Source organism: Streptomyces afghaniensis (assembly GCF_044327915.1).
In the GTDB taxonomy this organism is placed as follows: domain Bacteria; phylum Actinomycetota; class Actinomycetes; order Streptomycetales; family Streptomycetaceae; genus Streptomyces; species Streptomyces afghaniensis.
The window spans coordinates 568,241-582,827 of the sequence record NZ_JBIRGJ010000003.1 but is presented as its reverse complement, the minus strand read 5'-3'; the positions used below and the strand labels follow the sequence as shown (position 1 = coordinate 582,827).

The following is a 14,587-nucleotide window of genomic DNA, read 5'->3' as shown; positions in this document are numbered from 1 at the left end:
GGGACCCGCCCTTTGCCACAGACGTGTGACATTCGGGTCCGCATACTGGACGGATGCATCCATGTGTACCTGTTGTATCTATGCTGTCGGCATGACCCTGGCCGTGAAGCAACCTCCCGCCGCCGACCGCGTCTACACCCACGTCAAACAGGGCGTCCTGGAGCGCCGTTACGAGGGCGGGACCCTGCTCACCGAGGGCGAGCTCGCCGAGGCCGTGGGCGTCTCGCGCACGCCGGTGCGCGAGGCGCTGCTCCGGCTGGAGGCCGAGGGGCTGATCCGGCTCTACCCGAAGAAGGGCGCCCTCGTCCTGCCGGTCTCCGCGCAGGAGATCGCCGACGTCGTCGAGACGCGGCTGCTCGTCGAGGAGCACGCGGCGCGCAAGGCCGTGCCCGCGCCCGCCGGGCTCATCGAGCGCCTGGAGGAGCTGCTGGCCCGGCAGAAGAAGCAGGCCGCCGCCGGAGACCTCGCCGGTGCCGCCGTCACCGACCGCTGCTTCCACGCCGAGATCGTCCGCAGCGGCGGCAACGAGATCCTCTCCCGGCTCTACGACCAGCTGCGCGACCGCCAGCTGCGGATGGGCGTCGCCGTCATGCACTCCCACCCCGACCGGATCGCCAAGACCCTCGCCGAGCACGAGGAGATCCTCGACGCGCTGCGCGCCGGGGACGCCGAGGCGGCCGTCGGGCTGGTCCACCGGCACGTCAGCTGGTTCTCGCACCTGGCCCGGGGGGAGGTCCGATGAGCTCCACCACGCTGCCGGACGATCCGCCGGGCGGCCGGCGGGCCCTGGCCGTCTGGGGCATCGGCGTCTCGGTCTACTTCGTCGCGGTCATCTTCCGCACGTCCCTGGGCGTCGCCGGCCTCGACGCGGCCGACCGCTTCCACGTCAACGCCTCCGCGCTCTCCACGTTCTCGATCCTCCAGCTGCTGGTCTACGCGGGCATGCAGATACCCGTCGGCCTGCTCGTCGACCGGCTCGGCACCAAGAAGGTGCTCGCGCTCGGGGCGGTGCTGTTCACGGCCGGGCAGCTGGGCTTCGCGTTCTCCCCCACGTACGGCATGGCGCTCGCCTCCCGGGCGCTGCTCGGCTGCGGTGACGCGCTGACGTTCATCAGCGTGCTGCGGCTGGGCACCCGGTGGTTCCCGGCCCGGCGCGGGCCGCTCGTCGCCCAGTTCGCGGGCCTGGTGGGCATGGCGGGCAACCTCGTCTCCACGCTCGTCCTGGCCCGGCTGCTGCACGGCATCGGCTGGACGCCGGCCTTCGCGGGCAGCGCGGTCGCCGGGGCCGTGGTGTTCGTCCTGGTGCTGCTGTTCCTGAAGGACCACCCGGAGGGCCACGAGCCGGAGCCGCTCCCGCACCAGGGCGCGGCCTACGTACGGCGGCAGATCGCCGCCGCCTGGCGGGAGCCGGGGACGCGGCTCGGACTGTGGGTGCACTTCACGACCCAGTTCCCGGCGATGGTGTTCCTGCTGCTGTGGGGCCTGCCGTTCCTCGTCGAGGCACAGGGACTGAGCCGGGCCACGGCCGGCGAGCTCCTCACCCTGGTCGTGCTGTCGAACATGGTCGTCGGCCTGGTCTACGGACAGATCGTCGCCCGGCACCACGGGGCGCGGCTGCCCCTCGCGCTCGGCACGGTCGGGACGACGGCGGCCCTGTGGGCGGCGACGCTGGCCTACCCCGGCCCGCACGCCCCGATGTGGCTGCTGATCGTGCTGTGCTCGGTGCTCGGGGCGTGCGGGCCCGCGTCGATGATCGGCTTCGACTTCGCCCGCCCGGCGAACCCGCCCGAGCGGCAGGGCACCGCCTCGGGCATCACCAACATGGGCGGCTTCGTGGCCTCCATGACCACGCTGTTCGCGGTCGGGGTGCTGCTGGACGCCACCGGCGACGACTACTCCGTAGCCTTCTCGGCGGTGTTCGTCCTCCAGGCGCTCGGGGTCACACAGATCCTGCGGCTGCGCGGGCAGGCGGCCCGGCGCGAGCGGGAACGGCTGGTGGCGAGCCGGGTGGAGACGGTGCACGTGCCGGTGTAGGTCAACGGGCCGCCACCGGTACCAGGGTGAGGTACGCGAGCCCGAGGACGCCGCGGTAGGTGAGCCAGGCGGCTCGGTGGCGGTCGGCGCGCTCCCGGGTCTCGGCGGCCAGGGGGTGTCCGGGGTGCCGGGCGAGCCACACCTCGGTGTCCGCGAGGTACGCCGACTCGAACTCCTCCCATTCGTCGAGGCTCGCGGTCTCCGTCCACTCCGGCCGGAACCCCGCGTCGATGGCCAGGCCGACGAGGGTCGCGAGGTCGGGGTGGTCGGTGGCTTTCGCGTCCGGCCACATGCGGGGCAGTTCGGCCGGGGTCGGGGGGCGTTGCCAGAAGCCCTCGCCCAGGAGGACGCGGCCTTCGTCGGACACGAGCCTGCGCAGTTCGCCGAGGGCTTGCGGCAGTTGGCTGCCGAGGGCCTGGCTCGCGCCTACGCACAGGACGAGGTCGGCAGGGCCGTGGGTGGTGCCGGTGGCGGATTCCTCGATGAAGCGGACCCGGGGCGCGATTCCGCGTTCCGCGGCGGCCTTCCGGCCACGAGCCAGGTCGTCGGCGTTGATGTCGATGCCGGTGCCGGTTGCCTCCGGCAGGGCCGTGAGGATGCGCAGCATGAGCTCGCCCCAGCCGCAGCCGATGTCCAGCACCGTGGCGGGGGTGTGGCGGGTGAGGCGTTGTACGAGGGCGTCCGCCCGGGTCTCGGACAGCGGGCCGTGGAAGGTCAGTCGGGTGTGGCGGGGTGGGGTCATGCCGGGGACGCTACGGCGGGGGGTGGGGCGGCGGCACGGGGTTTTCCGGTGCTGCGTGCTGATGCCGGGGCCGGGTGGGTGCGCAGCCCGGCGGAGCGGGGTGCCGCTGCGCCCACCCGTGCCGCCCTAGCGGCACGATTGCCCGCAGCTAAGGGCTGCCTACTTCGTCACCGTGAAGTTCCTCAGGATCGCCGCCGTCAGGTCCGGGTCGCCTTCCAGCTTCAGCCTGTCGGTCACCGACTCGGGTGTCACGCGGCCGCAGGCGAGGCGGACGTACGTCTCCCAGTCGAGGGTGAGGGTGGCGGCGGGGCCGAGGGCGGGGGCCGTTTCGAGGGTGCCGCGGCCCTGGATGTCGACGCGGATCGTGCGCAGGAACTCGACGGGGCCGTGGACGTCGAAGACGACGGCCGAGCTGCGCGGTGCCTGCGCGTCCTCGGCGACCACCCGCGGGAGTTCGCCGAGCAGCACGTCACGGGCGACCTGCGCGCCGGGGGAGTCGAGGTTGCCGGGCCGGCCGAGGGCCGTGCGCAGGTCCTGCTCGTGCACCCACACGTCGAAGGCGTGCCGGCGCATGGACTCCTCGAGGGTCAGCTCCGTGCCGAGCGGGCCGCGCACCTTCGTGCCCGGGTCGCGCGACTCGTTGCGCAGCTGGCGGTTGCGGCGGATGATCACGTACTCCAGCTCGGAGGTCATCTCCGGCGCCGTGTGGTGACGGCGGACGTCGACCTGCATCTCCATGTAGCGCTGGTGGTCGTTCGTCACGTGGAAGAGGTCGCGCGGCAGCGTGTGGATGGGGCGCGGGTCGCCGAGCATCTCGCAGTCCAGGCCGATGACATGGGAGACCACGTCCCGCACCGACCACCCGGGGCACGGCGTCCGCCGGTTCCACTCGGCCTCCGCGAGCGGCTGGAGCAGCTCGGATATCGCTTCGATGGAGTGGGTCCAGGCGTCGGCGTAGGGCTGGAGGGTGGGATGCAGACTCACGGAACGGGACCCCTCGGCGGTCGGTGCACGGGCAGGTGGTGGCGGTTGCCAGTGGGAGGTGGCGGCTGTCGGCGGGTGTCTTGGCAGCTAAGTTACGCTGCTGTGAGGCACCCCGGCAGTGCTTTCGTGTGACGATCGTAGGCCCGTGGGGAACCCCATGTGGACGGGTCGAATGCCAGGACGGTGGTAGTGTGCGCGCCTCTGTGATCCAGATCGCCGTAGATGAGGGCGAATCGGTCGAATCGCGCCGTCGGCGGGTGGCCTCGATGGTCCGGGACCAGGCCGGGGCCGATCTCGTCGTCCTGCCGGAGCTGTGGACCACGGGTGCTTTCGCCTACGAGGAGTTCGGGCGGGAGGCCGAGCCGCTCGAAGGGCCGACCTACGAGGCGATGGCGAAGGCCGCGAGCGACGCCGGTGTGTGGCTGCACGCGGGCTCGATCCCGGAGCGGGATCCCGACGGGCCGCTCTACAACACCTCCCTCGTCTTCTCCCCCTCCGGCGACCTCGCCGCCGCCTACCGCAAGATCCACCGCTTCGGCTTCGACAAGGGTGAGGCCGTGCTGATGGGCGCGGGGGCCGAGCTGGTGACGGTCCGTCTGCCCTCGACCGTCCTGGGTCTCGGCACCTGTTACGACCTCCGTTTCCCCGAACTCTTCCGCGGTCTCGTCGACGCCGGTGCCGAGACGCTCGTGGTCCCGGCGGGCTGGCCGGAGCGCCGCCGCTCCCACTGGACGCTGCTCGCTCAGGCGCGGGCGGTCGAGAACCAGTCGTTCGTCGTCGCGTGTGGAACGGCCGGGACGCACGCCGGAGTTCCCCAGGCCGGTCACTCGATCGTGGTCGACCCGTGGGGCGAGGTGCTGGCCCAGGCGGGCGCCGAGGAGGAGGTCCTGGCGGTGGAGTTCGACCCGGGCAAGGTCGCGACGACGCGGGAGCAGTTCCCGGCGCTGAAGGACCGGGTGCTGGGGCTCCAGCCTCCCCGCAGGCCCTGAGGACGAGGCCTCCCCGCGGGTCCTGAGGACGAGCCTCCTCGCGGCCCCTGAGGACTGCCCCCTCAGCCCTCCCGCTCCTTCTCCGCCAGGTGGATCACACACACCGCCACCGCGATCAGCAGCGCCGGATCCGCGTCCTCGCGGACGACGTCCACGCCGTAGGTGTCCCGTACGGTCAGCCACCGCCGGGAGATCACCGCCAGCAGCTCCCCGTCGTACTCGACGGCGAACTCGCGGTCGAGGATCTTGCCGCTGACGTCCAGCTCGCTGCCGTCGGCCAGGGACACCCGGTAGTGGTTGCGCAGCAGGGACAGCCGTTTCCGGCGGATCGTCGCCAGCGGCTCGCCGCCCCGCTGGAGCACCATCGTGTCGCGCAGGGCGAGCATCTTCTGGTGGATGTCGACGAGGACGCGCCCCTGGGTGTCCTTCAGCTCCCAGGTGTCCCGCAGCCGCAGTGCCTTGCCGTCGACGAGGAACACCTTGGTGCCGCGGTCGTCCTCGATCCAGTAGTCGTCGCCGAAGCCGAGGAGCCGGTCGTACACGAGGAATCTCATGACACCAGGGCTTCCCCGGCGCCCGCTCCGAAACGCCGTCGATAGGCCGACGGGCTGAGCCCGGTCACCCGCCGCAGCCGGTTGCGCAGGTTGGCGGCCGTGCCGAGCCCGCTGCGGGCCGCCACGACGTCCAGGCGTTCCTCGCCCCGTTCGATCAGCCGGCAGGCCAGCGCCACGCGCTCCCCGGTCAGCCACGCGAGCGGTGTCGTCCCGAGCTGGGCGCGGAAGCGCCGGTGGAGGGTGGCCGGGCTGACACGCGCGCGTGCGGCCAGGTGCGCCACGGTCAGTGGCTCGCCGAGCCGTTCCTGCGCCCATTCCAGCAGAGGCGCCAGGGACTCGTCCCGTACGTCCGGGACCGGCCGCTCGACGAACTGCCGCTGCCCGCCGTCCCGGTGCGCGGCGAACACCAGCCGCCGGGAGACGTGGTTGGCGATCTCGGCGCCGTGGTCCCGGCGCCAGACGTACAGCCCGAGATCGAGCGCGGCCGCGCTGCCGGCGGCGGTGAGGAGGTCGCCCTCGTCCACGAACAGCACGTCCGGCTCCAACAGCACCTTCGGGTGCAGCCGGCGCAAGGAGTCCGCCCAGCGCCAGTGCGTCGCCGCCCGCCGCCCGTCCAGCAGTCCGGCCTCGGCGAGCGCGAAGGTGCCGGTGCAGAAGCTCATGATCCGGGCGCCACGCGCGTGTGCGCGCCGGATGGCGTCGAGGACGGCAGGGGCGCGCGGTACGACGTTGTCCGGCCGGCCGGGCACGACCAGCGTGTCCGCCCGGTCCACGGCGTCCAGGCCCCGGACGCCGGTGAGCGTGAAGAAGCCGTGGTTCATCCGGATCTCCGGCGCGGGCGCGCACAGCGTCACCTCGTACAACGGCCCCGGCAGCCCCAGCTCGGGCCGTGGCAGTCCGAACAGTTCGGTGGCGACTCCGACCTCGAAGGGGTTGGTGCCCTCGTCGACGATCACGGTGACCCGGTGCGGGAGGTGCGAGGATCCTTGCGGCATGTGCGATTCCTAGCACTCGTGCGCGACCCACGGCACCCCGCAGGATCGCCTCATGACCCAGGAACCCGTCTCCCTCGCCCACGCCCTGGCCTCCTTCTCCGAGCAGTGGAGCCCGCGCATCGTCACCGCCGTCAACGACTACGACGTCCGCGTCGCGAAGGTCGAGGGCGAGCACGTCTGGCACGTCCACGACCACACCGACGAGTTCTTCCTCGTCGTCGACGGCGAACTGCACATCGGCCTGCGGGAGCCGGCCGGGGAGCGCACGGTCGTGCTCCCCAGGGGCAGCGTCTTCACCGTCCCGCGCGGCACCGAGCACAAGCCGTACGCCCCCGTTCCGACGGCGATCCTCATGTTCGAACCGACCGGCACCCTCACGGTCGGCGACCGCCACGACGACGTGCCCGGGCACGTGGACGCCACGACCGGCCATGCGCTGGACCGGCTGTCTGTGCCGGATGACACCCTGGACGCATGAACCACTCCGCACCCCGACGGGCCCGCGTCCGCGCCCCCGAGCTGACCGGCAAGGGCGGCTGGCTGAACACGGGCGGGCAGCAGTACACCCTCGCCGACCTGCGAGGACGCATCGTCATCCTCGACTTCTGGACGTTCTGCTGCATCAACTGCCTGCACGTCCTGGACGAGCTGCGCGAGCTGGAGGAGAAGCACCGGGACACGGTCGTGGTCATCGGGGTGCACTCGCCGAAGTTCGTGCACGAGGCGGAGCACCGGGCGGTGGTGGACGCCGTCGAGCGGTACGGGGTGGAGCACCCGGTGCTCGACGACCCGGAGCTGGCCACGTGGAAGCAGTACGCCGTGCGGGCCTGGCCGACGCTCGTCGTGATCGACCCCGAGGGGTACGTCGTCGCCCAGCACGCCGGTGAGGGGCATGTGCACGCCATCGAGCGTCTGGTGGCGGAGCTGGAGGCCGAGCACGAGGCCAAGGGGACGCTGCGGCGAGGGGACGGGCCGTACGTGCCGCCGGAGCCGGAGCCGACGGTGCTGCGGTTCCCGGGCAAGGCGCTGCTGCTGCCGTCCGGGAACTTCCTGGTGAGCGATACGACCCGGCATCAGCTGGTGGAACTCGCCGAGGACGGCGAGAGCGTGGTGCGGAGGATCGGCCAGGGAAGTCGCGGGCTGACCGATGGCGATCCGGACCGGGCGCGTTTCCAGGAACCGCAGGGCCTGGCCCTGCTGTCCGACGGTTCGGTCGTGGTCGCGGACACGGTCAACCACGCCCTCAGGCGCTTCGATCCGGAGACGGGCAGGACCACCACCCTGGCCGGCACAGGATGGCAGTGGATGCAAGGGGAGGCCACCTCAGGGCCGGGACGCGAGGTGAAGCTCTCCTCTCCCTGGGACGTCGCCCTCTGGCAGGGCAAGGTCTGGATCGCCATGGCCGGCGTCCACCAGCTGTGGGCGTACGACCCGGCCGACGGCACGGTCGCGGTCGCGGCCGGGACCACCAACGAGGGACTCGTCGACGGCCCGGGGGCCGAGGCCTGGTTCGCGCAGCCCTCCGGACTCGCCGCCACCGCCGACCGCCTCTGGCTCGCCGACTCCGAGACGTCCGCCCTGCGCTGGGTGGAGCCCGACGGCTCCGTCCACACCGCCGTCGGCACCGGCCTGTTCGACTTCGGCCACCGCGACGGCTCCGCCGAACAGGCCCTGCTCCAGCACCCGCTGGGCGTCACCGCGCTGCCGGACGGGTCGGTCGCCGTCGCCGACACCTACAACCACGCCCTGCGGCGCTACGATCCGGCGACCGGTGAGGTCACCACCCTGGCCACGGACCTGCGCGAGCCCAGCGACGCGGTGCTCGTCGGCGACGACATCGTGGTCGTGGAGTCGGCCCGCCACCGGCTGACCAGGCTGCGGCTGCCGGAAGAGGCGGTGAAGGTGCCCGAGGTCGCCCACCGCACCCAGCGGGAGGCCACCGAAGTCGCCCCGGGGCGGCTCCGGCTGGACGTGATCTTCCAGGCCCCGGCGGGCCAGAAGCTCGACACGCGGTACGGCCCCTCCACGCGCCTGCTGGTCTCCTCCACCCCGCCGGAGCTGCTGCGCAGCGGCGAGGGCGCGGGGAGTGACCTCTCCCGCGCCCTCGAACTCGACCCCTCCGTGCCGGAGGGTGTGCTGCATGTCTCCGCAATGGCAGCCTCCTGCGACGACGACCCCGGCAACGAGTACCCGGCCTGTCACGTCCACCAGCAGGACTGGGGCGTGCCGGTCCGTCTCACCGAGTCGGGGACGGACCGGCTGCCCCTGGTCCTTGCCGGGATGGACACCTGATCCGGGCGGGGCTCACACCCCGTACCCGTCGCTGTAGCCGTCGCGCGTGTGGTGTCGTCCGTCGTCCACGACCGGCGTCGTGGGGGGCACCACCACACGCCGCCGCCTGGCGATGCTGCTGAACGTCGTGACGCCGATCAGTCCGACGATCATCAGGATGATGCCGACCAGGTCGAGGTTGACCCCCTGCATGTCCCAGTCGGTCGCGAACGTGAGGATGGCTCCCACGGCGATGAGGATGATGCATCCGCCGAGGCCCATGTGTGTCGCCTCCCTGTACGGTCCGGTCGTTCCGGTCCGCACACCGGGTACCCCCGAGGGGAACACCCATGCGGTGACGGCCCGTTCTACCTCTCGAGGAACGCCGTCAGCGCGTTGGCGAGGAGGAACGGGTCGTCGGCGCCGCACAGTTCGCGTGCGCTGTGCATCGACAGGATGGCCACGCCGATGTCGACGGTCCGGATGCCGTGCCGCGCGGCGGTGATCGGGCCGATCGTGGTGCCGCAGGGCATGGAGTTGTTGGAGACGAACGACTGGAAGGGCACGTCCGCCGCCTCGCAGGCCGCCGTGAACTCCGCGCGGCCCGAACCGTCCGTGGCGTAGCGGTTGTTGACGTTGACCTTGAGGATCGGGCCGCCGTTGACGCGCGGGTGGTGCGTCGGGTCGTGCCGTTCCGCGTAGTTGGGGTGGACGGCGTGGCCCGTGTCGGAGGAGAGGCACACCGTACCGGCGAAGGCGCGGGCCCGGTCCTCGTAGGAGCCGCCGCGCGCGAACACCGAGCGTTCCAGCACGTTGCCGAGCAGCGGTCCGTCCGCGCCGGTGTCCGACTGGGAGCCGTTCTCCTCGTGGTCGAAGGCGGCCAGCACCGGGATGGAGGCCGGCTTGGACGCGCCGGAGGTCACGGCCGCGAGGGCCGCCGTGCCGGCGTGCACCGACAGCAGGTTGTCCATGCGCGGGCCGGCCAGCAGTTCGCGGTCGCGGCCCAGGTAGGCGGGCGGTTCCACGGAGTGCGTCATCAGGTCCCAGCCGGTGACCTCGCCCGCCGGGATGCCGGCCGTCTCCTCCAGGAAGGCGATCAGGTCGCCGTCCCGGACGTCGTTGCCCAGGCCCCAGACCGGCTGCATGTGCCGCTGCTTGTCGAGCTTGAGGCCGTCAGCCGTCACCGAGCGGTCCAGGTGGATGGCGAGCTGCGGGACGCGCAGCAGCGGCCGGTCGACGTTGACGAGGCGGGTCGAGCCGTCGCGCAGGGTGAGCCGGCCCGCGAGGCCCAGGTCGCGGTCCAGCCAGGAGTTGAGCAGCGGTCCGCCGTAGATCTCCACGGCCACCTGGCGCCAGCCGTGCGCCCCGCTGTCGGGGAGCGGCTTGACGCGCAGGTTGGGGGAGTCGGTGTGGGCGCCGACGATCCGGAACGGCGTGTGGGGTGCGGCGCCCTCGGGCACGTACCAGGCGACGATCGCGCCGCCGCGCAGCACGTACTTGCCGCCGCTCGTCCCGTCCCAGGCGTCCGTCTCGGCGACCTGCCTGAAGCCCGCCTTCTCCAGCCGTTCGGCAGCTGTGGCCACGGCGTGGTACGGCGAGGGGCTCGCCGCCAGGAAGGTCATGAGATCGTCGGTGTGGCCGCGGTCGAAGCGGGCTGGTTCGCTCATGGGTTCACCTTAACGACGGACGAGGGCCCGTTCCCCTGGAAGGGAACAGGCCCTCGGACGAAGGACGTGAGGATCAGAACGCGGCCTCGTCCAGTTCCATCAGGTCCAGCTCGACGCCCTCGGCGACCTTGCGGGCCAGGGTGACGCCCGGCAGGACGTTGGCGGCGAAGAACTTGGCCGCGGCGATCCTGCCGGTGTAGAAGGCCTTGTCCTTGGCGGAGGCGGTCTCCAGCTTCTCGGCGGCGATCGCGGCGCCCTTGAGCAGCAGGTAGCCGACGACGACGTCACCGGAGGCCATCAGCAGGCGGGTGGTGTTGAGCCCGACCTTGTAGATGTTCTTGACGTCCTGCTCGGTGGCCGCGAGGTCGGTGAGCATCAGGCCGACGATGGCCTCCAGCTCGACCGCGGCCTTGGCGAGGTGCTCGCGGGCACCGGCCAGCTCCTCGCCGCCCGTGCCGAGGGCCAGGAACTTCTTGATGTCCTCGGCGAGGGAGTTCAGCGCGGCGCCCTGGTTGCGGACGATCTTCCGGAAGAAGAAGTCCTGGCCCTGGATCGCCGTGGTGCCCTCGTAGAGGGTGTCGATCTTGGAGTCCCGGATGTACTGCTCGATCGGGTACTCCTGCAGGAAGCCGGAGCCGCCGAAGGTCTGCAGCGACTGGGCGAGCTGCTCGTAGCCCTTCTCCGAGCCGTAGCCCTTGACGATCGGCAGGAGCAGGTCGTTCAGCGCGTGCTCGGTGGCGGCGTCCTCGCCGGCGGCCTCCTTGATCTGGATGGCGTCCTGGATCGAGGCGGTGTACATCACCAGGGCGCGCATGCCCTCCGCGTACGCCTTCTGCGTCATCAGCGAGCGGCGCACGTCCGGGTGGTGGGTGATGGTGACCTTGGGCGCGGTCTTGTCCATGAAGTTCGCGAGGTCCGGGCCCTGCACGCGCTCCTTGGCGTACTCCAGCGCGTTCAGGTAGCCCGTGGACAGCGTGGAGATCGCCTTCGTGCCGACCATCATGCGGGCGAACTCGATGATGCGGAACATCTGGCGGATGCCGTCGTGCTTGTCGCCGATCAGCCAGCCCTTGGCGGGGTGCTTGTCGCCGAAGGTCATCTCGCAGGTGTTGGAGGCCTTCAGGCCCATCTTGTGCTCGACGTTGGTGGCGTAGACGCCGTTGCGCTCGCCCAGCTCGCCGGTCTCGAAGTCGAAGAGGTACTTCGGGACGAGGAAGAGGGACAGGCCCTTGGTGCCGGGGCCGGCGCCCTCGGGGCGGGCCAGCACGTAGTGGAGGATGTTCTCCGACATGTCGTGCTCACCGGACGTGATGAACCGCTTCACGCCCTCGATGTGCCAGGAGCCGTCCTCCTGCTGCACGGCCTTGGTGCGGCCGGCGCCCACGTCGGAGCCCGCGTCGGGCTCGGTGAGCACCATCGTGGAGCCCCACTGCTTCTCCGTGGCGACCTTGGCTATGTGCTTCTGGACCTCGTTGCCCTCCTCGAAGAGGATGCCGGCGAAGGCCGGGCCCGAGGAGTACATCCACACGGCCGGGTTGGCGCCCAGGATGAGCTCGGCGTACGCCCAGATCAGGGAGCGGGGCGAGGTGGTGCCGCCGATCTCCTCGGGCAGGCCGAGGCGCCAGTACTCGGAGTCCATGAAGGCCTGGTAGCTCTTCTTGAAGGAGGCCGGGACCGGCGCGGTGTTGGTCTCCGGGTCGAAGACCGGCGGGTTGCGGTCGGCGTCGATGAAGGACTCGGCCAGCTCGTTCTCCGAGAGGCGCGTCAGCTCCTCCAGGATGCTCTTCGCGGTCTCGACGTCCATCTCCTCGAACGGGCCGGTGCCGTACACCTTGTCGCGCCCGAGTACTTCGAAGAGGTTGAACTCGATGTCGCGGAGATTCGACTTGTAGTGCCCCATGGCGACGGCTCCCGGCTCCCTAGAGAGATCGGCGAGGCACTGGATCCTCGCGCTAGTTCACGTACCAACAAGTAGCTACGATGATGCTACCCGCCAGTAATAAGACGCAACCCCTTCCGGTCATCTGTGACAGGTCACACCGGAACGGTCAAGGTCGCGGTGTAGCCGTCCCTCGTGCCGCCCGCCATCGCCGCCAGCTGCCGGTCGTGGCCGTCGCTGAAGATGCCGTCGTCCTCCAGGGAGAGGCCGCTCAGGTTCCGCACGCTGTCGCCGTAGCCGGGCGTGGCGTACACCGCGTCGCAGACGTCCTTCGGGAAGGCGAGCTGCGAGGTGTTCGTGATCGACGTGGCCGCGGTGGCGTCGGCGAGGCTGCCGTAGACCTCGAAGTGGACGTGCGGCCAGCGGCCCTGGTAGCAGCCGGGGAAGATGCTGGTGAACGTGACCTGGCCCTTCTCGTCCGTCTCCTGGACGCCGCGCAGGTAGTTCTCCTCGGTCACGCCCTCGGAGTAGAGGGAGTAGGCGCCCTCCCGGTCGCAGTGCCACACGTACACCGCGGCGCCCTGCTTCGGTGTGCCGCACCCGGAGGCCGCGTCCACCACCGTCAGGGTGATCTTCAGGGGGACGCCCTCGGCGGTGCCGCCCGCGGAGTCGCCGAAGCTGCGCGTGATGTCGCTGCGGACGACGCCGCTCTCCTTCAGGACGTTCACGCCGTTCGAGCCGTCGCCGGGGAAGGGCCCGGCCGTCTCCTCGGGGATCTCCGCGCATTCGGCGGCCGAAGGGGAGGAGGCTGACGGGGAGGAGGGGGACGCCGTGGTCGTGTCCTGTGCCGTGCAGCCCACCAGCGGGACCAGGCTCGCGCCCGCCATCAGCCGGATCATCCGTCGGCGGGCGAGGACGGGGAGATCGTGGGAGAGGCCCCTGTCGTGCTCGTGCGGGCCTTCGTCATGGGGTCCGTTCATGGTCCGACGCTACGAGCGGTGGGCGCGGCGATCCACAGAGCAGGCGCTGTCAAGTCGCTGTCGGTTTGGCGGGCCTGCCGTACCGGCCCGATCGCCCGGCCGCGCTCGGTACTCTTGCGCTCATGTACGGCTACGACCAGACAGCGGGCCCGCAAGGGCAGTACGCCCCTCCGCAGCAGCCGATGTCCGGCGGGTACGGACAGCAGCCGCCGCTGTACCCCGAGCCGTCCCCGCCCTCCCTGACGGACGCGGTGCGCGCGTTCACGACCGGGCAGATGACCGCCGAGGACTTCCAGCAGGTCTTCGCGACGTCCAAGGTCTACTGCCCGCGCGGCGACAACCCCGGCTTCCTCGCCCTGCACAACACCCAGCAGCCGGTGATCCCGATGTTCAGCACCCTCAAGGAGCTGCGCCGGTACGCGGGCAAGGAGTCCAAGTACTTCGTGATCACCGGTGCCGAGGTCCTGGACCTGCTGCCGACCGGCTACGGCTTCGTGCTGGACATGGAGGGCGAGCACCGCATGGTGTTCGACGCGAAGGCCGTCGAGCAGATGGTCGAGTTCGCGATGCGCCGGATGTATGGCTAGACGCCATTGCCTCGCAGACGGCCAGAACCTGTGCCCTCACTTCGGCAGGCGTAGTGCCAGGCCGTCCAGGACGACCTCCAGGCCGTAGGCGAATTTCGTGTCGCGCAGGGCGACGGGGTCGGTGGTGGCTTCCTCGACCTCCGCGTGCGGAATGGCCAGGTGCGTGTGGTCGGCCGCGGCCCGCTGGGCCGCGGGCATGAGGCGGGCGATGAAGTCGGCCTCGGTCTCGCCGGACCGGGCGACCGTGGTGAGCCAGGCGGCCTCCGCGTTGCTCATGCCCATGACGTACGAGAAGACGGTCTCGATCGCACGGCTCGGCTCGGGGAACCCGGCGGCCGTGAACAGGGCCGCGAGGCGTTCCGAGAAGCTCATGTAGTTGGGCCCGAGGTAGGCGAGGCCGGCCTGGCCCAGGACCAGGGTCAGCCAGGGGTGCCGTAGCGCCGTCGTACGGAAGGACCCCGCCGCCTCGGTCACCGCCGCGCGCCAGTCGGGGCTGTCGGCCGGCGGGACGTGGATCTCGGCGGCGACCTCGTCCACCGCGAGTTCCATCAGTTCGTCCTTCGTGGCGACGTGCCGGTACAGCGAGGTCGCGCCGGCGTTCAGACGGGCGCCGAGCTTGCGCATGCTGAGCGCCTCGATGCCGTCCGCGTCGAGCATCGCGACCGCCTCGCGCACGATCGCCGCGCGGCTGAGCGCGGGCTGGTCGGCGCGGCGCTGCTCACGGGCCCAGACGGACGGGATCGGGGCCGCCTTCTTCGTGCTCCTGGTCATCGGTGTCCTCCCTGGTGGCCGTACAGCCGCCATCATGCGAACAGCGTGCGCAATCAGCGTACAGAACTTGGTGGTTGCGCACACCGTTCCGCTGTGCGTACAGTGTGCGCATCGAAGGAACGGTGTACGCGGGA

Annotated in this window: 15 protein-coding genes; 6 read left to right on the top strand and 9 right to left on the bottom strand. The window is 71.1% G+C overall.

Going from position 1 to position 14,587, the window contains the following annotated elements:
- Window positions 1-91: 91 nt before the first annotated feature.
- Window positions 92-742 (top strand): GntR family transcriptional regulator, encoded by a 651-nt coding sequence (locus ACH4G3_RS13015; protein ID WP_010032507.1) that lies wholly within the window; start codon window positions 92-94, stop codon window positions 740-742.
- A complete protein-coding gene (locus ACH4G3_RS13010) occupies window positions 739-2,034 on the top strand; it encodes an MFS transporter (protein ID WP_397624513.1) in 1,296 nt (431 codons plus the stop codon). Before ACH4G3_RS13015 ends, ACH4G3_RS13010 begins: the two co-directional genes overlap by 4 nt.
- Before the next feature lies 1 nt (window position 2,035).
- On the opposite strand, the gene ACH4G3_RS13005 is transcribed toward ACH4G3_RS13010, so the two are convergent.
- Both ACH4G3_RS13005 and ACH4G3_RS13000 read right to left on the bottom strand, forming a co-directional pair.
- Entirely contained in the window at window positions 2,036-2,776 is a 741-nt protein-coding gene (locus tag ACH4G3_RS13005) for an SAM-dependent methyltransferase (protein ID WP_397624512.1), read from the bottom strand.
- A 159-nt stretch (window positions 2,777-2,935) separates the two neighbouring features.
- A complete protein-coding gene (locus ACH4G3_RS13000) occupies window positions 2,936-3,760 on the bottom strand; it encodes a maleylpyruvate isomerase family mycothiol-dependent enzyme (protein ID WP_397624511.1) in 825 nt (274 codons plus the stop codon).
- Between the two features lie 191 nt (window positions 3,761-3,951).
- Between ACH4G3_RS13000 and ACH4G3_RS12995 the strand changes: the two genes are divergently transcribed.
- Window positions 3,952-4,749: a carbon-nitrogen family hydrolase gene (locus tag ACH4G3_RS12995; RefSeq protein WP_397624510.1), complete on the top strand. Its 798-nt coding sequence runs from the start codon at window positions 3,952-3,954 to the stop codon at window positions 4,747-4,749.
- A gap of 62 nt (window positions 4,750-4,811) precedes the next feature.
- On the opposite strand, the gene ACH4G3_RS12990 is transcribed toward ACH4G3_RS12995, so the two are convergent.
- Window positions 4,812-5,303: an LURP-one-related/scramblase family protein gene (locus ACH4G3_RS12990; protein WP_397624509.1), complete on the bottom strand. Its 492-nt coding sequence runs from the start codon at window positions 5,301-5,303 to the stop codon at window positions 4,812-4,814.
- Entirely contained in the window at window positions 5,300-6,298 is a 999-nt protein-coding gene (locus ACH4G3_RS12985) for a helix-turn-helix domain-containing protein (protein ID WP_397624508.1), read from the bottom strand. The genes ACH4G3_RS12990 and ACH4G3_RS12985 overlap by 4 nt, the downstream gene beginning before the upstream one ends.
- A 52-nt stretch (window positions 6,299-6,350) precedes the next feature.
- On the opposite strand from ACH4G3_RS12985, the gene ACH4G3_RS12980 reads away from it, so the two are divergent.
- Together ACH4G3_RS12980 and ACH4G3_RS12975 are read left to right on the top strand one after the other, a co-directional pair.
- Window positions 6,351-6,776, top strand: a complete 426-nt coding sequence (locus tag ACH4G3_RS12980) for a cupin domain-containing protein (RefSeq protein WP_397624507.1) — start codon at window positions 6,351-6,353, stop codon at window positions 6,774-6,776.
- Window positions 6,773-8,590, top strand: coding sequence for an NHL domain-containing thioredoxin family protein (locus tag ACH4G3_RS12975; RefSeq protein WP_397624506.1), 1,818 nt, complete (start codon window positions 6,773-6,775; stop codon window positions 8,588-8,590). Before ACH4G3_RS12980 ends, ACH4G3_RS12975 begins: the two co-directional genes overlap by 4 nt.
- Window positions 8,591-8,602: 12 nt before the next feature.
- On the opposite strand, the gene ACH4G3_RS12970 is transcribed toward ACH4G3_RS12975, so the two are convergent.
- The 4 genes from ACH4G3_RS12970 to ACH4G3_RS12955 form a co-directional block, all read right to left on the bottom strand.
- A complete protein-coding gene (locus ACH4G3_RS12970) occupies window positions 8,603-8,851 on the bottom strand; it encodes a DUF6458 family protein (RefSeq protein WP_010032488.1) in 249 nt (82 codons plus the stop codon).
- 86 nt (window positions 8,852-8,937) lie between these two features.
- On the bottom strand, window positions 8,938-10,236 hold the full coding sequence (locus tag ACH4G3_RS12965) for a M18 family aminopeptidase (protein WP_397624505.1): 1,299 nt from the start codon (window positions 10,234-10,236) through the stop codon (window positions 8,938-8,940).
- Between the two features lie 73 nt (window positions 10,237-10,309).
- Window positions 10,310-12,136, bottom strand: coding sequence for an acyl-CoA dehydrogenase (locus tag ACH4G3_RS12960; RefSeq protein ID WP_397624504.1), 1,827 nt, complete (start codon window positions 12,134-12,136; stop codon window positions 10,310-10,312).
- Window positions 12,137-12,270: 134 nt separating this feature from the next.
- Complete coding sequence (locus ACH4G3_RS12955) at window positions 12,271-13,095, bottom strand: intradiol ring-cleavage dioxygenase (protein WP_397624503.1); 825 nt, start codon at window positions 13,093-13,095, stop codon at window positions 12,271-12,273.
- 122 nt (window positions 13,096-13,217) lie between these two features.
- Here ACH4G3_RS12955 and ACH4G3_RS12950 point away from each other — a divergent pair, with 122 nt between their 5' ends.
- Window positions 13,218-13,682 carry an SseB family protein gene (locus ACH4G3_RS12950; RefSeq protein ID WP_020270440.1) on the top strand — a complete coding sequence of 155 codons (465 nt, stop codon included), beginning with the start codon at window positions 13,218-13,220 and terminating at the stop codon, window positions 13,680-13,682.
- A 36-nt stretch (window positions 13,683-13,718) separates the two neighbouring features.
- On the opposite strand, the gene ACH4G3_RS12945 is transcribed toward ACH4G3_RS12950, so the two are convergent.
- Window positions 13,719-14,453 carry a TetR/AcrR family transcriptional regulator C-terminal domain-containing protein gene (locus ACH4G3_RS12945; protein ID WP_397624502.1) on the bottom strand — a complete coding sequence of 245 codons (735 nt, stop codon included), beginning with the start codon at window positions 14,451-14,453 and terminating at the stop codon, window positions 13,719-13,721.
- Window positions 14,454-14,587 lie beyond the last annotated feature (134 nt).